The following is a 20,314-nucleotide window of genomic DNA, read 5'->3' on the forward strand; positions in this document are numbered from 1 at the left end:
AAAAACTGCCAAAATGGCAGTCAAAAAGCATTCATGAAGTTAAGATCCAACGAGGTGTATAATTGTTGCCAAAATAAACATTGAGGCGAAAAATCCGAATGTGACGATAAAACCAACAGCTGAGTCGATCGCATCATTTCGCTTGCTTTGAACATTTTTTTCAAATTCATTCATTTTCATCCCTCCTGGCTAATTTTAGTATACTTGAACTCATTTGGAATTGCTAGAACGTAAAGTAACCGTTTTCCATTTTCATGATCATTTTATGAATATCGTCTGACGCCAGCTGACCCGGGAGCTTGCGCCAGACGTTTACTATAAATGAGGAGGCGGTACTTTCAGCTTCCTCTTTACTAATGTCTCAACACACTTTAGGATAGAGGAGAAAGTGAAAGAGAGGGATTCAGGCGTATGGTCTTTGAGATATGGAACAATTTTAAAAAAGGGGATATCCATCCCGTTTATTGCTTATATGGAAAAGAAACGTATTTACTGCAAGAGACAGCTGCTAAACTGAGACAAGCTGTGGTTGACGAGGAAACAAAGGATTTTAATTACTCTGTCTTCGATATGGAAGAGGTGCCGCTTGAACAGGCTGTCACGGACGCAGAAACATTTCCGTTTATGGGAGAACGACGTCTCGTTGTGATCAAGAATCCTTATTTTCTTACAGCTGAAAAGAAAAAGGAGAAGATAGAGCATCAGCTTTCCGTGTTAGAAGCTTACTTAGAAGAGCCAGCGCCCTACACGATTCTTGTGTTATTAGCACCATATGAAAAACTGGATGAACGTAAGAAAATCACCAAATTGCTAAAAAAGAAAGCTGTTGTGGTCGAGGCGAAAGAGTTAAATCCTAAAGAAACAACTGATTTTACCATCACGCTGGTGAAGACAGAAGGAAAAGCCATCACCGCCGAAGCGGCTGAGCAGCTTGTGATGCTATGTGGTGGGAGTTTGTCCTCTCTGTTCCAAGAGGTTCGGAAGCTAAGTACATATATTGGGCAGCGAGAGGAAATTGAGTTAGCAGATGTCAACCAGCTCGTTGCACGCAGCTTAGAGCAGAATATTTTCGAACTCATTAATCAAATTGTAAACAGACGCCGCTCTGAGGCGATGCAAATGTTCTATGACCTGCTGAAACAAAATGAGGAACCCATTAAAATATTGGCACTCATTTCAAATCAATTTCGATTGATTTTGCAGACGAAGTACTTTGCTCAGCAAGGATATGGGCAAAAACAAATTGCTTCAAATCTAAAGGTCCACCCATTCCGGGTCAAACTTGCCATGGACCAGGCCAGACTGTTTTCAGAAGAAGAGCTAAAGCAGATCGTCAAAGAGCTCTCAACCATCGATTATGAAATGAAAACAGGTAAAAAGGACAAGCAGCTATTATTAGAATTGTTCCTGCTTCGATTATTAGGAGCTTGAACATAAAAAAACGACCTTCTAAAAAGAGGGTCGTTTTTGTTTAGATGTATAATTGCCAGTCTGTCCTTATGGCGAAGCCGGTCAGGACGGACGTACAGTTAAACAGGTGCCTCATCACTGAGGCGTTGCAAACATTATGCAGAAAGTCCGTTTACTTGTTTAGCAAGTCTTGATTTGTAACGCGCAGCTGCGTTTTTGTGTACAAGACCAGTTTTAACGGCTTTGTCAATGCGTTTTGCAGCAGAAGAAAGAGCAGCTTTTGCTTGCTCAGCATCGTTGTTAGCTACAGAAACTTCAACTTGTTTAATCGCAGTACGCATCGCAGACTTAATAGTCACGTTGTGTGCACGGCGTTCGTTATTCGTTTTTGTACGTTTGATCGCTGATTTAATATTTGGCATGTGTTTCACCTCCTAAGATACAACCTAAACACAATTGTCTTAAGGTTAAATCTTCACAATAGAACAAGTTGTATTCTATCAAACACACCTTTAGAATGCAATATAAATGTAAAGTATTTTTCATTGATGAAGTGCTTGAATGTTTCTTTAGAGAGATGGAAAGACTACTGTTAATTACTTGGTGGAAGGAGACTTTTCATGAAGAAACAGAAACTCGATTTAAGTGCTTATCAAATCCGGACAGACTTGGCCGTTGAAACAAAAGAGATATTAGAACAAGAGAACGATCCTAATGTCGTCAAAAAAGATGGCATTCAAGGGATTGTCGAGAAGGAAAAGGAAGAGCACGGGATCCGCATACGTACTGTGGAGATTACGAAAGAAGGAGAAGAGCTGACGGGGAAAAAGGCGGGTACATACTTGACGCTTGAGGCGCAGGGAATTCGGGAGAAGGATTCTGAGATGCAAGAAAAAGTAGTCGAAGTCTTCGCCCATCATTTTGCTCAGTTTTTAAAAGACAGAGGAATTCAGGCAGATGCGAGCTGTCTTGTAGTGGGACTAGGAAACTGGAATGTCACGCCAGATGCTTTAGGGCCACTTACAGTTGAAAGCTTGCTTGTGACCCGTCATCTATTTGAATTGCAGCCGGAAAATGTACAGGAAGGCTATCGCCCAGTGTCCTCTTTATCACCTGGTGTGATGGGACTGACTGGAATTGAAACAAGTGACATTATACAAGGCGTGATCGAACGATCCAAACCCGATTTTGTCATTGCCATAGATGCACTTGCTGCTCGCGCGGTGGAACGGGTGAATACAACGATTCAAATATCTGATACAGGCATCCATCCAGGATCTGGTGTAGGGAATAAGCGCAAGGAATTAAGCAAAGAAACACTGGGTATTCCAGTAATTGCGATTGGCGTCCCGACAGTGGTTGATGCAGTGACGATCGCAAGTGACACGATTGATTATGTTTTAAAGCATTTTGGTAGAGAACTGAAAGATGATAGACCCTCCCGCTCACTTGTGCCGGCTGGTCTGACATTTGGAAAGAAAAAAGTGCTAAATGAAGAAGACTTACCAGATGAAGAAACGCGTCAATCATTCTTAGGAATAGTAGGAACGCTTCCTGATGAAGAGAAAAGACAGCTGATCCATGAAGTGCTTGCACCGCTAGGCCAAAATTTAATGGTGACGCCTAAGGAAGTGGATACATTCATTGATGATATGGCAAACGTACTCGCCAATGGATTAAACACAGCGCTTCATCAAAAAATCTCTCAAGATAACATGGGTTCTTATAATCATTAATCGGTTCTACTTTCTCTAGCTCGCTCATAGTGTAATTACTAGAAAGCGTGCTGGAGGGAGTAAATCATGAAAAAAAGACCCCGCCGTCCTCGACAGTTGGTCGTTGCGATTAATGGAACCAAAGTAGTGAAAAGTATTTTCTTGTTTATTGCCTCTCTTGTTGTCATGTTTGTCATGTCAGGGGCTTTGACGTCTTTAAAACCTGAGCTTAGACCTCAAGCCTCGTTATATGGTGTAGCTGATGAGCTGTCAGGAGCGTTCTTTGCCACACTGATGGGAATGGAAAACCAATATTTCGCCTCAACAGTACCTGAAGATCAAAGAGGGTTCAATTTCTCTGGACTGTCACTCAAGCTTGCGACAAGTATCAATTTAGAAGATCCGCGCAGTTTCCTAGGAAGAGAGCTGCCAGGCTTTGAACATTTTGATACAAAAATCATCTTAGCGGGTGAAGGAACAGACTATACCAACATGCCAATGGAATCGCCGCCGCCAAGTGAAGTCATCAAAGATGAGAAAGAAGCGAATTTAGCTGAACTGGACAAGCTCGATGAGGATGAGCCGAAAAAGCCTGCTAAAGAGCCGGACCGTTCGACAGGGAAACGAAAAGCCGTGTACATTTATCACACACATAATACGGAATCATATTTACCATTTTTAAAAGGAGAAACGAATCCAAACAATGCACGGCACTCAAAAGTGAACGTCACCCTTGTCGGCGATATGTTTGGAAAAGCGCTCGATCAGCAAGGAATCGGTAATACAGTGGACAAAACTGAGATTGAAAAGAGGCTCCTGCAAAAAGGGTTAAAGTATCCGCAGTCGTATAATGAATCCAGATTGGTCGTGAAAGAAGCCATTGCGAAAAATGATGACCTCGAATATTTAATTGATATTCACCGTGACTCAAGAAGAAAGAAAGATACCACTGTGGAGATCAAAGGAAAGAAATTTGCGAGAATTGCGTTTGTTGTGGGGAAGAAGAATCAAAGCTATGAGAAAAATTTAAAGCTGGCAACAGAGTTTCACCATTTGATGGAGAAAAAATATAAAGGTCTCAGCGTCGGGGTGTTTGCCAAAGGAGAAATTGGCGATAATGGAATCTATAATCAAGACTTATCTGATAAAGCCCTTCTTTTAGAATTTGGCGGAGTGGATAATAATATGGAAGAATTGAAAAATGCATCCAGTGCAGCGGCTGATGTGTTCAGTGAAATTTTCTGGGACGCAGAAAAAGTAAATGGCAAAGCAAAGGATGAGAAAAAACGTTCTTAAGGTGGTGACGGGCATGGGCTCATTTATTGGAAAAACCATTATTTTAGGATTGGTTTTACTGTTTGGTGTCTTCTTAGGAATGCAGCAAGCCAATAATGGTATGCTGCAAATGAAGGGCTACCATGATCCGCAATTAAAAGGGGCTTTCTCTATTCAAATGAACGATGATCAAGAAAGGGAAGCTTCTATCTTAGGAACGGCTGTCACAGAAAAGGATTTAGCTGAAAAACAGAAGCAGCTTGAAGAAATAGAGAGCTTTAATGCCTTCTCCAAGGCCGGAAAAGCCCTATCTGATGGCATGACACACGCAGCCCGTTCTCTTTATGACTGGGTGAATGGTCAATAACCATTCAATTTAGCACCACCATGGATTTCATTTCATGAGATATCACCCTTTTGAGAAAAGCCGCTTACACCGATGAGCGGCTTTTCTTGATTTCGATTGAATCTTTACAGCCCTATTGATATAATCTAACCTAGCGCAACCCGCGTTTTATAGTAGGAGTGATAGATTGTGACAGATAAAGAAAAACGATTAGAACGGCAATCAAGAATTCGAAATTTCTCCATTATCGCCCATATTGACCATGGGAAATCCACATTGGCGGACCGAATTTTAGAAAAAACAGCGGCGATTACTCAACGAGAAATGAAAGAACAATTACTTGATTCCATGGACTTAGAGCGTGAACGCGGCATTACGATTAAATTAAACTCTGTCCAGCTGAAATATAAGGCGAAGGATGGAGAAGAATATATTATGCACCTGATTGATACACCAGGGCATGTCGACTTCACCTATGAGGTATCCCGAAGCCTAGCTGCCTGTGAAGGTGCGATTCTGGTTGTTGATGCAGCACAAGGAATTGAAGCCCAGACACTTGCGAACGTTTATTTAGCTCTTGATAACAACTTAGAGATTCTACCGATTATCAATAAAATTGATCTGCCGAGTGCAGAACCTGAGCGTGTAAGAGGAGAAATTGAAGATGTCATCGGGTTGGATGCATCTGAAGCTGTTCTGACCTCTGCTAAGGCGGGCATTGGGATCGAGGATATTTTAGAACAAATCGTAGAAAAAGTGCCTGCTCCAGCTGGAGATCCAGAAGCACCTCTTCAAGCCCTTATTTTTGATTCCCTTTATGATGCGTATCGAGGCGTTATTGCGTACATACGGATTGTTGAAGGAACAGTAAAGCCAGGTCAGAAGATCAAAATGATGGCGACAGGCAAAGAATTTGAAGTACTTGAAGTCGGCGTTTTCACACCGAAAGCAATGCCAACAGACGAACTCACCGTTGGAGATGTTGGCTACTTAACAGCTGCGATTAAAAATGTTGGTGATACACGTGTAGGGGATACGATCACAAGTGCGGCGAACCCTGCGAAAGAAGCACTGCCAGGATACAGAAAGCTGAACCCAATGGTGTACTGCGGACTTTATCCAATTGATACAGCAAAATATAACGACTTACGTGAAGCGTTAGAAAAGCTTGAATTAAATGATTCTTCACTTCAATATGAGGCAGAGACATCCCAAGCACTTGGCTTCGGTTTCCGCTGTGGCTTTCTTGGAATGCTTCATATGGAAATCATCCAAGAACGGATTGAACGTGAATTTAAAATTGACCTCATTACAACAGCGCCAAGTGTTATTTACGATGTGTATATGACAGACGGAGAAAAACTCATTGTAGATAACCCATCCAATCTGCCTGATCCGCAAAAGATCGAGCGCATTGAAGAACCATACGTGAAAGCAACAATGATGGTGCCGAATGATTATGTAGGTTCTGTTATGGAGCTTTGCCAAGGAAAGCGCGGTAATTTCATTGATATGCAATATCTTGATGCAAACCGCGTCAGCATTGTTTACGAAATTCCTTTGGCAGAGATCGTATACGAATTCTTTGACCAGCTAAAGTCCAATACAAAAGGGTATGCGTCCTTTGATTACGAGCTGATTGGCTATCGTCCATCCACTCTAGTTAAAATGGATATCATGCTAAATGGTGAAAAGATCGATGCCCTTTCCTTCATTGTTCACCGCGATTATGCATATGAACGAGGAAAGCTCATTGTAGAAAAGCTGAAAGAACTCATTCCACGCCAGCACTTTGAAGTACCAGTTCAGGCGGCAATCGGTCAAAAAATCGTTGCGCGTTCTACCATTAAAGCGATGCGTAAAAACGTACTTGCTAAGTGTTATGGTGGAGATATTTCCCGGAAAAGAAAGCTTCTTGAGAAGCAAAAAGAAGGGAAAAAGCGCATGAAGCAAGTGGGCTCTGTTGAAGTCCCACAAGAAGCATTTATGGCTGTGCTGAAAATGGACGACAGCACACCGAAAAAATAATATCCTCAAGGCAACCTGCTTTACAATGTATGCCTTGACGTTTATAGTCGAAAACAAACAAAGTTGCCGCAGCGATAAACTGCGGCTCTTTACCTGTAAAGAAGGTGTCATCAAATGAAAGCAGCATACATTCACATTCCGTTTTGTGAGCACATTTGTCACTATTGTGATTTCAATAAATTTTTCATTAAAACGCAGCCAGTAGATGAATACTTAGTCGCTCTTGAAAAAGAGATGCAGCACACGATCGAGCAAAAAGGCGAGCAAGAACTAAAGACGATCTTTATTGGCGGAGGAACCCCGACATCATTGACAGTCAGCCAGCTAGATCAGCTCATGGACAGTATTCACCGCGTATTAAAGCCGACAAAAAATCTGATTGAATTTGCAGTTGAAGCGAACCCAGACGAACTATCGCTCGAGAAGCTGCATGTCCTGAAATCAGCAGGCGTGAATCGGCTGAGCTTTGGCGTTCAAACCTTTGAAGACGATTTGCTCAAAAAAATCGGACGAGTTCATCAACGAAAAGATGTCCTAACGTCTTTCGAACGAGCAAGAGCTGTTGGGTTTGACAATATTAGTCTCGACCTTATGTTTGGTTTGCCTCATCAAGAAAAGCACCATGTCATGAATTCACTTGAGACGGCTTTTTCATTAGGTGCAGAGCATTATTCTGTCTATTCACTCATTGTGGAACCGAAAACGGTTTTTTACAACTTAATGCAAAAAGGGAAGCTGCATTTGCCGCCGCAAGAGCGTGAGGCTGAAATGTATGAGCTTGTCATGGATGAAATGGAGCGCCACGGATTAAAGCAATATGAAATTAGCAATTACGCCAAACCAGGCTTTGAAAGTCAGCATAACCTCACATATTGGAGCAATGAAGATTACTTCGGTTTTGGTGCAGGGGCGCACGGCTATGTAGACGGCATCCGAAATGTGAACGCCGGTCCAGTGAAACATTATTTGGAGCTGATTGAACAAACAGGGTTCCCGTATAAGGAAACGCATCAGGTGACAAAAGAAGAACAGATCGAAGAAGAAATGTTTTTAGGTCTCCGGAAAATCGAAGGTGTTAAAAGCGCCCATTTCCAAGCGAAATATGGAGCAACGCCAGAGACGCTCTTTTCCACTGTTCTTGAAGAATTAGAAGAAAAAGGTCTCATTGTACAAGATGACATCGGGATTCGTTTAACAAGAAAAGGAAAATTATTAGGAAATGAAGTATTTCAAGCATTTCTCGGTGAGTTATAATTGACATTTTAATTTGAGTTTGGTAATTTTGTTTATACAATTAGCACTCGTTGAAAGAGAGTGCTAACAGGGGTGATGATGATGTTAACAAATCGTCAGCTTTTGATTCTGCAAGTCATCATTAATGACTTTATTCGTTCGGCGCAGCCAGTTGGATCAAGGACTCTTTCTAAAAAAGAAGACATCACATTCAGCTCTGCGACGATTAGAAACGAAATGGCTGATTTGGAGGAACTTGGTTTTATTGAAAAGACCCATTCTTCATCAGGAAGAATTCCTTCCGAAAAAGGATATCGTTATTATGTAGATCATTTGCTCTCTCCGCGAAAACTGTCATCTAAAGAGCTTGTGTTCATCCAGTCAGCTTTTCAGGAGAAAATTTTTGAGCTGGAAAAAACAGTTCAAAAATCGGCGGAAATTTTATCAGATCTCACAAACTATACATCGATTGTGCTGGGTCCAAAGCTAAGTGAAAATCGATTAAAGCAAATTCAGCTTGTCCCTGTTCAGCCAAACAAAGCAGTGGCGATCATGATTACAGACAGCGGCCATGTTGAAAACAAAACCATTACCTTCTCTGAGCATCTCGATGTCTCCGATATTGAGAAGCTGATGAATATTTTAAACAGCCGCCTAGCAGGAGTCCCGATGGATCAGCTGAAGGACAGGATGTACAAAGAAGTTGTCATGCTGCTTCGCATGCATTTAAAAGATTATGATCATATTTTAGATGCGCTAGGCAACACATTTACATCGACACAAAACGAATCAAAACTTTTCTTTGGCGGGAAGATTAATATGTTGAATCAGCCGGAGTTTCATGACATTGACCGCATTCGTTCACTGATGATGCTCATTGAGCAAAAGAATGATGTCATGCAGCTGTTTCATCCAAATCAGCAAGGAATCACCATTAAAATTGGCTCAGAAAACAATTTGGAAGCAATGGAGAATTGCAGCTTAATCACAGCGACCTATTCGATTGATCAAAAATCTCTCGGCTCCATTGCTGTCATCGGTCCAACCCGCATGGATTACGGCCGGGTCGTCAGTCTCTTGCATCATGTATCAAAAGACTTGTCAAACGCACTTTCCAATTTGTATGATGAGTAGGGTGATGAAAAGCGGGGGGCACAGCCCCTTCGTATTCTTGAATCTTTTGAGGGAGGTGAACACAATGTCAGAAGAAAAACAGACACCTGAGCAAGAAGCAGAGGTTGAAGCACAAGAAGAAGCAGTTCAAGCAGATACTGAGGAAGCAAAGCATGATGAACAATCTGCCTTCCAAGAGAAAATCGATGAATTGCAACAACTTCTAGATGAAAAAGAAAACAAAATTCTGCGTGTTCAAGCAGATTTTGAAAACTATAAACGCCGTGCTCGAACTGAAGTGGAGACCGTGCAAAAATATCGTTCTCAACATGTTGTCAGCGATCTTCTCCCGGCTCTTGACAACTTTGAAAGAGCGCTTGGAATTGATCCAGACAATGAGCAAACGAAAAGTTTGTTAGAAGGTATGCAAATGGTTTACCGCCAGCTGGTAGAAGCGTTGAAAAATGAAGGCGTTGAACCAATTGAAGCTGTCGGCAAAGAGTTCGATCCAAACCTTCATCAAGCTGTCATGCAAGTTGAAGATGAAAACTTCGATTCAAATATCGTTGTAGAAGAATTGCAAAAGGGCTATAAACTCAAAGACCGAGTCATTCGTCCATCAATGGTAAAAGTAAATCAATAACTACATAACATAATGGGAGGTCATCGAATATGAGTAAAATCATTGGGATTGACTTAGGAACAACAAACTCATGTGTTGCAGTACTTGAAGGCGGCGAGCCAAAAGTCATTGCAAACGCTGAAGGAGCACGTACAACACCATCTGTTGTCGCTTTTAAAAACGGAGAGCGCCAAGTAGGTGAAGTAGCAAAACGTCAATCAATTACAAACCCGAACACAATCATGTCTGTCAAAAGACATATGGGTACAGATTATAAAGTAGAAGTTGAAGGCAAGAACTATACACCACAGGAAATCTCTGCAATCATTCTTCAACACCTTAAATCTTACGCTGAAAGCTATCTTGGCGAAGAAGTAACAAAAGCTGTGATCACAGTTCCTGCTTACTTCAACGATGCAGAACGCCAAGCAACAAAAGATGCTGGTAAAATTGCTGGTCTTGAAGTAGAACGTATCATCAACGAACCAACAGCAGCTGCACTTGCGTATGGTTTAGATAAAACAGATGAAGATCAAACGATCCTTGTATACGACCTTGGCGGCGGTACATTTGACGTGTCAGTTCTTGAACTGGGAGACGGCGTCTTTGAAGTACGCTCAACTGCTGGGGACAACCGTCTAGGTGGAGATGATTTTGACCAAGTCATCATTGATCACCTAGTGGCTGAATTCAAAAAAGAAAATGGCATTGATCTTTCTAAAGATAAAATGGCGCTTCAGCGTTTAAAAGATGCTGCTGAAAAAGCGAAAAAAGATCTTTCAGGTGTATCATCTACACAAATTTCACTGCCATTTATCACAGCTGGAGAAGCAGGACCTCTTCACCTTGAGTTAACGTTAACTCGTGCTAAATTCGAAGAACTTTCTTCTGAGCTTGTCGAGCGTACAATGACACCTGTACGTCAATCACTTAAAGATGCTGGTTTATCTGCTAGCGAGATTGATAAAGTCATCCTTGTTGGTGGATCAACCCGTATTCCTGCAGTGCAAGAAGCGATCAAAAAAGAAACAGGAAAAGAGCCTCATAAAGGCGTAAACCCTGATGAAGTTGTTGCACTTGGTGCTGCAATTCAAGGTGGAGTGATCACAGGAGATGTGAAAGACGTTGTTCTTCTTGACGTGACACCACTTTCTTTAGGAATTGAAACAATGGGCGGCGTATTCACGAAGCTGATTGAACGTAATACTACAATTCCAACAAGTAAATCTCAAGTGTTCTCAACGGCTGCTGACAACCAAACGGCTGTAGACATCCACGTGTTGCAAGGTGAGCGTCCAATGGCAGCAGACAACAAAACATTAGGTCGTTTCCAATTGACGGATATCCCGCCAGCACCACGCGGCGTACCGCAAATCGAAGTATCTTTTGATATCGATAAAAACGGTATTGTGAACGTACGTGCGAAAGATATGGGTACTGGAAAAGAACAAAATATTACAATCAAATCTTCTTCAGGTCTTTCTGATGATGAGATCGAAAAAATGGTCAAAGAAGCAGAAGAAAATGCTGAAGCAGATGCAAAGAAAAAAGAAGAAATCGAAGTGCGCAATGAAGCAGATCAATTAGTGTTTACAACTGAAAAAACACTAAAAGATCTAGAAGGCAAAATCGATGAAGAGCAAGTGAAAAAAGCAAATGATGCAAAAGATGCTTTAAAAGCTGCGATTGAAAAAGGCGAGCTTGAAGACATCAAAGCGAAAAAAGATGAGCTGCAAACAATCGTTCAAGAATTAACGACAAAGCTCTATGAAGAAGCTGCTAAACAAGCACAGGCTCAGCAAGAAGGCGCTGAAGGTGCTCAAAAAGCAGATGACAATGTAGTGGATGCAGAATACGAAGAAGTAAACGACGATCAAGAGAAAAAATAATCACCTTTACTTTTGAAAAAGACTGCTGAAACGTACTCGTCAGAAAGTCAAAGTCAGGATCTCTTGGCTTTGACTTTTTTCTTTTCAACAATGAAAAGGAATTGAAAAAGGTTAAATCAAAATGATACAATCGTATTTATGTGAGAAAATCGGGAGTGTGAAGAGATGAGTAAGCGTGATTACTATGAAGTGCTTGGCGTGGGTAAGAGCGCCTCAAAGGACGAAATCAAAAAGGCATACCGCAAGCTTTCAAAAAAGTATCACCCTGATATTAATAAAGAAGCTGGCTCAGATGAGAAATTCAAAGAAGTAAAAGAAGCCTATGAAACCCTTTCTGATGATCAAAAACGTTCGCATTATGATCAATTCGGTCATACCGATCCAAACCAAGGCTTTGGCGGAGGCGGTTTTGGTGGCGGGGGAGACTTTGGCGGCTTCGGCGGCTTTGATGACATCTTCTCTAGTATTTTTGGCGGCGGAGCCAGAAGAAGAGATCCAAATGCACCGCGTCAAGGAGCGGACCTTCAATATACAATGACGCTTTCGTTTGAAGAAGCGGCATTTGGGAAAGAAGCAACCATTGAAATCCCTCGCGAGGAATCATGTGAAACATGTCATGGATCAGGGGCAAAGCCTGGAACGCAAGCAAAGACATGTTCACATTGCGGTGGATCTGGCCAATTAAATGTCGAGCAATCAACCCCATTTGGTAAAGTTGTTAACCGCAGAGTATGTAACTACTGTAGCGGAACTGGAAAACAAATTGACCACAAATGCTCAACATGCGGTGGATCTGGTAAAGTGCGTAAGCGTAAGAAAATCAATGTAACGATACCGGCAGGTGTTGATGATGGTCAGCAGCTCAGAGTATCTGGTCAAGGTGAACCAGGTGTAAATGGAGGACCTCCAGGCGATCTATTCGTTGTGTTCCATGTGCGTGCGCATGAATTCTTCGAACGTGACGGAGATGACATTTACTGCGAAATGCCGCTTACCTTCGCGCAAGCTGCATTAGGTGACGAAATTGAAGTACCGACATTACATGGAAAAGTAAAATTAAAAGTTCCTGCAGGCACTCAAACTGGTACGAAGTTTAGACTGAAAGGAAAAGGTGTGAAAAATGTACGCGGCTATGGTCAAGGCGATCAGCACATCGTTGTACGTGTCGTCACACCAACGAATTTAACTGACAATCAAAAAGATATCATTAGAAAATTTGCTGAAGTGAGCGGAAATAAACCGGACGAACAAGAAATGAGTTTCTTCGATAAGGTAAAACGCGCATTTAAAGGCGAGTAAGACGGATAAGGAGTTGGTAGTATTGAAGTGGTCAGAGATTAGCGTCCATACAACAAATGAAGCGGTGGAACCGGTCACCAATATTTTGCATGAAGCAGGAGCAAGTGGTGTCGTGATAGAGGACCCGCTTGATTTAATCAAGGAACGTGAAAATGTATACGGTGAGATCTACCAGCTCGATCCGAATGATTATCCGGATGAAGGGGTTATTGTGAAAGCCTATCTTCCGATGAATAGCTTTTTGATGGAAACGGTAGATGAGATCAAAGAAGCCATCAACAATCTTCTTCTTTACGATATTGACCTTGGACGAAATACGCTGTCTATTTGTGAAGTGAATGAAGAAGAATGGGCAACCGCATGGAAGAAATACTATCATCCTGTGAAAATCTCTGAAAAATTCACCATCGTTCCAACGTGGGAAGAATATACACCTGTTCATTCTGATGAACTGATCATTGAAATGGACCCTGGAATGGCATTTGGAACAGGTACGCATCCAACAACAGTCCTTTGCATTCAGGCGCTTGAGCGCTATGTGAAGGAAAGCGATACGGTGATTGATGTTGGAACAGGATCTGGGATTTTAAGTGTTGCAGCAGCGATGCTTGGTGCAAAGGATATTCAGGCCTTTGATCTCGACAGCGTTGCGGTTGAAAGTGCGAAGCAAAACATCGAATTAAATGGTGTTAGTGAACAAGTGACTGTGAAACAAAACAATCTACTTGATGGTATTTCAGGTGAACATGATGTGATCGTTGCCAACATTCTTGCAGAGGTCATCTTACGCTTTACAGATCAAGCCTATGATTTATTGAAGAAAGATGGCTATTTCATTACATCAGGTATCATCGGACAAAAGAAATTACAAGTCAAAACGGCTTTAGAAGAAGCGGGATTTGACATTGTTGAAGTGCTGTCAATGGAAGATTGGGTCAGCATTATAGCGAAAAAATAAAGCGAGTAGGTGTCAGGACACGTATGCAACGATATTTTATCGACCTCACGAAAGAAGAAGTGATGGCAAAGGGAGCCATCGTCATAAAAGGTGAAGATGTACATCACCTTTCAAATGTCATGCGAATGAAAGCAGGGCAGGAAATCCTTTGCTTAACGACAGACGGCTTTGAAGCGCTCAGTAAAATTGATACAATAACAAAGGAAGAAGTCATTTGCCACCTTGAAGGCTGGACGAATCAGAACAGAGAACTTCCGATCATGGTGACGATAGCGAGTGGTCTGCCAAAAGGAGATAAGCTTGAGCTGATTATCCAAAAAGGCACCGAGCTTGGCGCAAGTGCTTTTGTCCCGTTTCAAGCGGCTCGTTCTATTACAAAACTTGACCAAAAAAAGTCACATAAAAAACGTGAGCGCTGGGAGAAAATTGCGAAAGAAGCAGCCGAGCAGTCCTATCGGAATATCATTCCCCGTGTTCATAAAGTATCAACGTTTAAAGAGCTGACTCAACTGGCTGGTGAATTCGATAAATGTGTCGTTGCATACGAAGAATCATCGAAAGAAGGAGAGCAAAGCCGATTTCAAACTGTGCTTCAACAGATGAAAGGCGGACAAACCTTATTAGTGGTTTTTGGTCCTGAAGGCGGTTTGGCAGAAAAGGAGATTGAAGAACTTGAAAAGCTTGGTGCAGTCATTTGTGGGCTCGGACCACGCATTTTAAGAACAGAAACAGCTCCTCTATACGCGCTTTCTGCTATATCTTATCAAACAGAGTTATTAAGAGGTGAATCATGATGGGAACAGTAGCGTTCCATACACTTGGCTGTAAGGTCAATCACTATGAAACAGAAGCCATCTGGCAGCTGTTTAAAGAAGCTGGCTATGAAAGAAAAGATTATGAATCAAAAGCAGACGTATATGTGATTAATACATGTACGGTCACGAATACAGGCGATAAGAAAAGCCGTCAAGTCATTAGAAGAGCCATTCGTCATAATCCAGATGGTGTCATTTGTGTAACAGGCTGTTATGCGCAAACATCTCCTGCAGAAATCATGGCGATTCCTGGCGTTGATATTGTAGTTGGAACACAAGACAGACATAAATTACTTGGTTATATTGAAGAATACCGCAGAGAAAGACAGCCGATTAACGGGGTTGGCAATATCATGAAAGCGCGGGTGTTCGAAGAGCTTGATGTTCCAGCCTTTACAGACAGAACGCGTGCTTCATTAAAAATCCAAGAAGGCTGTAACAATTTCTGTACATTCTGCATCATTCCGTGGGCTCGCGGACTTCTTCGTTCTCGTGATCCTGAAGAGGTTATCAATCAAGCGCAGCAGCTTGTTGATGCCGGCTATAAAGAAATTGTGTTAACAGGTATTCACACAGGCGGATACGGAGAAGACCTAAAGGATTATAACTTTGCTAAGCTTTTGAAAGAATTAGATGAACGTGTCAAAGGCTTAAAACGAATCCGCATTTCATCAATTGAGGCAAGTCAAATTACAGACGAAGTGATTGAAGTGCTGGATCAGTCAGATAAAATTGTCAGACACCTGCACATTCCGCTTCAATCTGGCTCTAACACTGTGCTGAAAAGAATGCGCCGTAAATATACGATGGAATTCTTTGCAGAGCGTTTAACAAAGCTGAAAAAAGCATTGCCAGGCTTGGCTGTGACCTCTGATGTGATTGTTGGATTCCCTGGGGAAACAGAAGAAGAATTTATGGAAACGTACAATTTTGTCAAAGACCATCAATTCTCTGAGCTCCACGTATTCCCTTACAGCAAACGTACAGGTACTCCGGCTGCAAGAATGGAAGATCAAGTGGACGAACATGTGAAAAACGAACGCGTTCACCGCTTGATCGCTCTTTCTGACCAGCTTGCAAAAGAATATGCATCAGCATATGAAGGGGAAGTGCTAGAGATTATTCCAGAAGAATCCTTCAAAGAACAAGACGGACAGCACAATCTCTATGTAGGTTATACCGATAACTATATGAAGGTTGTATTTGAAGGTACAGAGGACATGATCGGTCGTTTGGTGAAAGTGAAAATAACAAAAGCGGGCTATCCTTATAACGAAGGACAATTCGTCCGTATCAGCGATGACGTGCAAACAGACAAAGTGAGAATGACCTCATAAGAGATAAAAAAACCGGTTGCCATAGAGCAAGCCGGTTTCTTTTATTTCGACTGATTCGGTAAAAGAAATAAGATCAAGGCGTGAAAAGGACGAATGAAAGGGAAGAAGAGTAGAGAGCTTGCGACATTAAACAGCAGACTGAAATGCGCAATCTGCTGGGCAGGAGAGCTCGCCAGAAGTGCGACGAACTCTGTGATCAGGGCGAGAAAAGGGAGGCATAAAAGAACCCCGAGAACATTAAACACGACGTGTGCGTAAGCAGTTTGACGTGCTGCATAACCGCCAGATATTGCAGCCATCACAGCGGTAATACATGTCCCGATATTGGACCCTAAAACAAAGCTGATGCCTTCTTGCAGTGCCACACTTCCTTCATTCATAAACCCCATCAAAATGCCGATACATACAGAGCTCGAATGAACAATAGCCGTAAAAACCGTACCAGAGAGAAGAGCTGTCCAATCAGAGTGCTGCATCATTTCAAGAAAACGCAATGTCTCTGGCTGGCTTGTCATCATCCCCGCAATTTTTGAAAAGCCTTGAATGCAAAAAAAGATCATCCCAAGCCCAAATAGACTCTTTCCTGCATGTTTGAAGGACCTTTGACCAAAAATGATACATACAAGACCAGTAGCAATTAAAACCCACATGAACACGTCCATTTTAATCGCAATAAATTCTGTCGTGAACGTGGACCCGATATTGGTCCCAAGGATCATTGGAATTGATTTTTTGAAAGTCAGGATGCCTGTACTCACAAAGCCGATGACAATGACCATAAACGCCGAACTGCTTTGAAGCACGCCTGTAAACACAATACTGACCAAGAATGCTTTCATCGGGTGATCTGTAAAGAGAAGAAGCGATTTCTCAATACGAGATGACGTCAGCGCCATTAATCCTTTTCTTAGCAAACCCATGGACCATAAAAAAATGAAAATAAGTGCACAAAAATAAATGATCGCCATCATAGAAAAGTCCTCCTTTTACCAATGAATATATGGACTTGTCTACCTGCTCATGACGAAAATATATTTCCAAATCACTTAGTTGACCTCGCACTAGGCTTATATTATAATGTCTAGGTACATGTTTGCATGTATATCTTTTTTTTAAATGCAGTCGATTGGTGTATTCGGAGGGAGGGAAAGAGAATGTCAAAAACGGTCGTTAGAAAAAACGAATCGCTTGAAGATGCTCTTCGTCGCTTTAAACGCAGTGTATCCAAAACTGGAACATTGCAAGAAGCAAGAAAGCGTGAATTTTATGAAAAGCCTAGCGTAAAGCGCAAGAAAAAGTCCGAAGCTGCTAGAAAACGTAAATTTTAAAAGAGGGTGGATTTATGAGTCTTCTTGAGCAATTAAATTCTGATATGAAGCTGATGATGAAAAACCGTGAGAAAGACAAGCTTGTTGTCATTCGAATGGTAAAGGCTTCACTACAAAATGAAGCAATTAAGCTTAAGAAAGACAGTTTGACCGGCGATGAGGAACTAACCGTTCTTTCTCGTGAGATTAAGCAACGTAAAGACTCCCTCCATGAATTTTCGAAAGCTAATCGCTTAGATTTAGTAGATAAAGTTCAAAAAGAGATTGACATTTTAGACGTTTATTTACCTGAGCAACTTTCTGAAGAAGAACTGAAAAGCGTCGTGCAACAAACGATTGCTGAAACAGGTGCTTCATCGAAGGCTGATATGGGTAAAGTGATGAGCGCTATTATGCCAAAAGTAAAAGGTAAAGCTGATGGAGCTGTCATTAACAGACTTGTCAGCGAGCAGCTGTCTCAATAAAAAAGTATCCTTCTATTGTTAGAAGGGTACTTTTTTTATGCCACCATAAATCTGTCATATAAAAATGAAACCTATGATACATTTGTAACGTATGTAAAGGAACGGTAAAATAAAAGAAAGAGAGGAGGGATCACCAAATAGATGAAAAAAATAAAAATTTCTATTGCTCTCTTCAGTTGTTTTATAATATGCTTGTTATTAGGGGTTCAATTGACCGCGAAATCAGCAGATCAGAAAGTTCATGTCATCCCAATTGAAGATACAGTAGAAAAGGGACTTTCTAAATTCGTTGAACGATCATTTGAGCAAGCAAAGTCGGAACGGGCGAAGCATATTATTCTCGATATTAATACACCAGGTGGTGCAGTTGATGCGGCGCTTGAGATCGCAGATACCATTCGTGCGTCTGATATCCCTGTGACAGCGTTTGTGAATCATAGAGCGCTTTCAGCCGGGGCCTTCCTTGCATTAAATGCCGATCAAATTTATATGACCCCGAACGGAAAGATGGGGGCTGCTGCGATCATTGATGGAGAAGGCAATGCTGCCGATCAAAAATCTGAATCTCTATGGCTTGCTGAAATGAGTGATGCTGCCGAAAAGCAGGGGCGTGATCCAAAGTATGCTCTTGCGATGGCAGATGTAGATATAGATGCAAAAGAAGCCGGTGCACCAAAAGGAGAATTGCTCACCTTCAACACCGACCGAGCGCTTCAATTCGGTTATGCAGAAGGGGAAGCGACAAATATGGATGACTTGCTTCAGAAGCTGAACTTAGCAGACACTTCTGTTCAATACGATGAAGTGAGCTTTGCTGAAAAGGTTGCGCGCTTTCTCACGCATCCAATCGTCATTCCAATCCTTTTATCCATCGCAAGCTTAGGGTTAATTGTTGAGTTATATTCTCCCGGCTTTGGGGTCCCAGGCACCATGGGAGTCACAGCGCTTCTTCTATTCTTTTATGGTCATCTCGTGGCGGGTTTTGCAGGATATGAGACGTTGTTCCTGTTTTTAGCAGGGATTGCACTCATTATTCTGGAATTGTTTTTGCCAGGGGGAATCGTAGGTGTCATTGGATTAATCTGTGTCGTTGTCAGCTTATTTTTAGCAGCTGGAAGCTTTACAGAAATGGCGATTTCCATCTTGATTGCCACTGCTGTTTCAATCATAGCAGTTATTTTATTGACAAAGGTGTTGGGGAAACGTATGAAATTTTTTAAAAAGTTCATTTTAACCGATTCAACCAATAAAGAAAGTGGTTATGTCTCAAATGAAACAAGAGAGGATCTTGTTGGACAAATCGCAGTAACAGCAACAGCACTTCGTCCATCCGGTACGATTGTACTCGGAGATGAGCGCATTGATGTTGTATCAGAAGGTGCATTTATCGACAAGGATGAACAAGTAAAAATTGTCAAAGCGGAAGGCTCACGCATTGTCGTGAGGAAAGTATAGATATACTGAATTTATAGGAGGAATAAAATGGATCCATCTACTTTACTATTATTTGTGATTATCGCAGCAGGTTTGATCGTTCTATCGATCTTCTTCACCTTTGTACCGGTGATGCTGTGGATTTCAGCCCTAGCGGCTGGCGTAAGAGTGAGCATTTTTACACTTGTAGGAATGAGACTTCGCCGAGTGATTCCAAACCGAGTGGTCAACCCGCTTATCAAAGCGCATAAAGCAGGTCTTGATGCGACGATTAACCAATTAGAAAGCCACTACCTTGCAGGTGGTAACGTTGACCGCGTGATAAACGCACTGATTGCGGCTCAACGTGCGAATATCGAATTGAACTTTGCACGCTGTGCAGCGATCGACCTAGCAGGCCGTGATGTACTTGAAGCGGTACAAATGAGTGTTAACCCTAAAGTGATTGAAACACCATTTATCTCTGGTGTTGCGATGGACGGGATTGAAGTAAAAGCAAAAGCACGTATCACAGTTCGTGCAAACATCGACCGACTTGTCGGTGGTGCAGGAGAAGAAACAATCATTGCTCGTGTAGGTGAAGGGATTGTCTCTACAATCGGTTCATCAGATAATCATAAAAAGGTTCTAGAAAATCCTGATATGATTTCTCAAACGGTTCTTGGTAAAGGATTAGATTCAGGTACGGCGTTTGAAATCCTCTCGATTGATATCGCAGATGTTGATATCGGTAAGAACATTGGAGCTATTCTACAAACAGACCAAGCAGAAGCAGACAAAAACATTGCACAGGCTAAAGCGGAAGAACGCCGCGCAATGGCTGTTGCACAAGAACAAGAAATGCGTGCGAGAGTTGAAGAAATGCGCGCGAAAGTAGTAGAAGCAGAGGCTGAAGTACCACTTGCAATGGCTGAAGCACTACGAGAAGGCAATATTGGAGTCATGGACTACATGAACATTAAAAATATCGATGCTGATACGGATATGAGAGATTCTTTTGGTAAAATGACAAAAGGTCCATCTGATAATGAAAACAAATAAGCATCCT

General features: G+C 41.9%; 20 protein-coding genes. 17 read left to right on the plus strand and 3 right to left on the minus strand.

From position 1 onward, the window contains the following. Positions 1-39: 39 nt before the first annotated feature. Positions 40-174, minus strand: coding sequence for a YqzM family protein (locus tag BA70_RS19390; RefSeq protein WP_003217416.1), 135 nt, complete (start codon positions 172-174; stop codon positions 40-42). A gap of 237 nt (positions 175-411) precedes the next feature. Between BA70_RS19390 and holA the strand changes: the two genes are divergently transcribed. Continuing rightward, a complete protein-coding gene (gene holA, locus BA70_RS05850) occupies positions 412-1,431 on the plus strand; it encodes a DNA polymerase III subunit delta (RefSeq protein WP_034319445.1) in 1,020 nt (339 codons plus the stop codon). A gap of 134 nt (positions 1,432-1,565) precedes the next feature. Here holA and rpsT read toward each other — a convergent pair whose 3' ends face one another. Continuing rightward, on the minus strand, positions 1,566-1,832 hold the full coding sequence (gene rpsT, locus BA70_RS05855; RefSeq protein WP_003217506.1) for a 30S ribosomal protein S20: 267 nt from the start codon (positions 1,830-1,832) through the stop codon (positions 1,566-1,568). Between the two features lie 198 nt (positions 1,833-2,030). Here rpsT and gpr point away from each other — a divergent pair, with 198 nt between their 5' ends. From gpr to mtaB, 12 genes are all read left to right on the plus strand, one after another. After that, complete coding sequence (gene gpr, locus BA70_RS05860; RefSeq protein ID WP_034319447.1) at positions 2,031-3,146, plus strand: GPR endopeptidase; 1,116 nt, start codon at positions 2,031-2,033, stop codon at positions 3,144-3,146. A 66-nt stretch (positions 3,147-3,212) separates the two neighbouring features. Beyond that, on the plus strand, positions 3,213-4,421 hold the full coding sequence (locus tag BA70_RS05865) for a stage II sporulation protein P (RefSeq protein WP_034319449.1): 1,209 nt from the start codon (positions 3,213-3,215) through the stop codon (positions 4,419-4,421). 13 nt (positions 4,422-4,434) lie between these two features. After that, the gene (locus tag BA70_RS05870; protein ID WP_034319451.1) at positions 4,435-4,767 is read left to right on the plus strand and encodes a YqxA family protein; all 333 of its coding nucleotides are present in this window, start codon (positions 4,435-4,437) and stop codon (positions 4,765-4,767) included. Between the two features lie 168 nt (positions 4,768-4,935). Continuing rightward, positions 4,936-6,774, plus strand: a complete 1,839-nt coding sequence (gene lepA / locus BA70_RS05875) for a translation elongation factor 4 (RefSeq protein ID WP_034319452.1) — start codon at positions 4,936-4,938, stop codon at positions 6,772-6,774. A 114-nt stretch (positions 6,775-6,888) separates the two neighbouring features. Next, on the plus strand, positions 6,889-8,028 hold the full coding sequence (gene hemW, locus BA70_RS05880) for a radical SAM family heme chaperone HemW (protein WP_034319453.1): 1,140 nt from the start codon (positions 6,889-6,891) through the stop codon (positions 8,026-8,028). 81 nt (positions 8,029-8,109) lie between these two features. Then, positions 8,110-9,141: a heat-inducible transcriptional repressor HrcA gene (hrcA, locus tag BA70_RS05885; RefSeq protein WP_034319455.1), complete on the plus strand. Its 1,032-nt coding sequence runs from the start codon at positions 8,110-8,112 to the stop codon at positions 9,139-9,141. A gap of 64 nt (positions 9,142-9,205) precedes the next feature. Further along, on the plus strand, positions 9,206-9,763 hold the full coding sequence (grpE, locus tag BA70_RS05890) for a nucleotide exchange factor GrpE (RefSeq protein ID WP_034319457.1): 558 nt from the start codon (positions 9,206-9,208) through the stop codon (positions 9,761-9,763). 29 nt (positions 9,764-9,792) lie between these two features. After that, entirely contained in the window at positions 9,793-11,631 is a 1,839-nt protein-coding gene (dnaK, locus tag BA70_RS05895) for a molecular chaperone DnaK (protein WP_034319460.1), read from the plus strand. Positions 11,632-11,796: 165 nt separating this feature from the next. Beyond that, a complete protein-coding gene (gene dnaJ, locus BA70_RS05900; RefSeq protein WP_034319463.1) occupies positions 11,797-12,930 on the plus strand; it encodes a molecular chaperone DnaJ in 1,134 nt (377 codons plus the stop codon). 22 nt (positions 12,931-12,952) lie between these two features. Next, positions 12,953-13,888, plus strand: a complete 936-nt coding sequence (gene prmA / locus BA70_RS05905) for a 50S ribosomal protein L11 methyltransferase (RefSeq protein ID WP_034319465.1) — start codon at positions 12,953-12,955, stop codon at positions 13,886-13,888. Between the two features lie 23 nt (positions 13,889-13,911). After that, positions 13,912-14,682 carry a 16S rRNA (uracil(1498)-N(3))-methyltransferase gene (locus tag BA70_RS05910; protein WP_034319468.1) on the plus strand — a complete coding sequence of 257 codons (771 nt, stop codon included), beginning with the start codon at positions 13,912-13,914 and terminating at the stop codon, positions 14,680-14,682. Continuing rightward, entirely contained in the window at positions 14,682-16,040 is a 1,359-nt protein-coding gene (mtaB, locus tag BA70_RS05915) for a tRNA (N(6)-L-threonylcarbamoyladenosine(37)-C(2))-methylthiotransferase MtaB (protein ID WP_034319471.1), read from the plus strand. Before BA70_RS05910 ends, mtaB begins: the two co-directional genes overlap by 1 nt. Positions 16,041-16,081: 41 nt before the next feature. Here mtaB and BA70_RS05920 read toward each other — a convergent pair whose 3' ends face one another. Next, on the minus strand, positions 16,082-17,011 hold the full coding sequence (locus tag BA70_RS05920; RefSeq protein WP_034319474.1) for a Na/Pi symporter: 930 nt from the start codon (positions 17,009-17,011) through the stop codon (positions 16,082-16,084). A 183-nt stretch (positions 17,012-17,194) separates the two neighbouring features. On the opposite strand from BA70_RS05920, the gene rpsU reads away from it, so the two are divergent. The 4 genes from rpsU to floA all read left to right on the plus strand — a co-directional run bounded on the left by rpsU (position 17,195) and on the right by floA (position 20,307). Further along, positions 17,195-17,368 carry a 30S ribosomal protein S21 gene (gene rpsU, locus BA70_RS05925; protein ID WP_003152957.1) on the plus strand — a complete coding sequence of 58 codons (174 nt, stop codon included), beginning with the start codon at positions 17,195-17,197 and terminating at the stop codon, positions 17,366-17,368. 14 nt (positions 17,369-17,382) lie between these two features. Then, on the plus strand, positions 17,383-17,832 hold the full coding sequence (locus BA70_RS05930) for a GatB/YqeY domain-containing protein (protein WP_034319476.1): 450 nt from the start codon (positions 17,383-17,385) through the stop codon (positions 17,830-17,832). Between the two features lie 141 nt (positions 17,833-17,973). Then, a complete protein-coding gene (locus tag BA70_RS05935) occupies positions 17,974-19,287 on the plus strand; it encodes an NfeD family protein (RefSeq protein WP_034319479.1) in 1,314 nt (437 codons plus the stop codon). A 27-nt stretch (positions 19,288-19,314) separates the two neighbouring features. Further along, positions 19,315-20,307, plus strand: coding sequence for a flotillin-like protein FloA (gene floA / locus BA70_RS05940; RefSeq protein ID WP_008356247.1), 993 nt, complete (start codon positions 19,315-19,317; stop codon positions 20,305-20,307). Positions 20,308-20,314 lie beyond the last annotated feature (7 nt).

Source organism: Bacillus zhangzhouensis, assembly GCF_000715205.1.
GTDB classification, from domain to species: Bacteria; Bacillota; Bacilli; order Bacillales; family Bacillaceae; genus Bacillus; species Bacillus zhangzhouensis.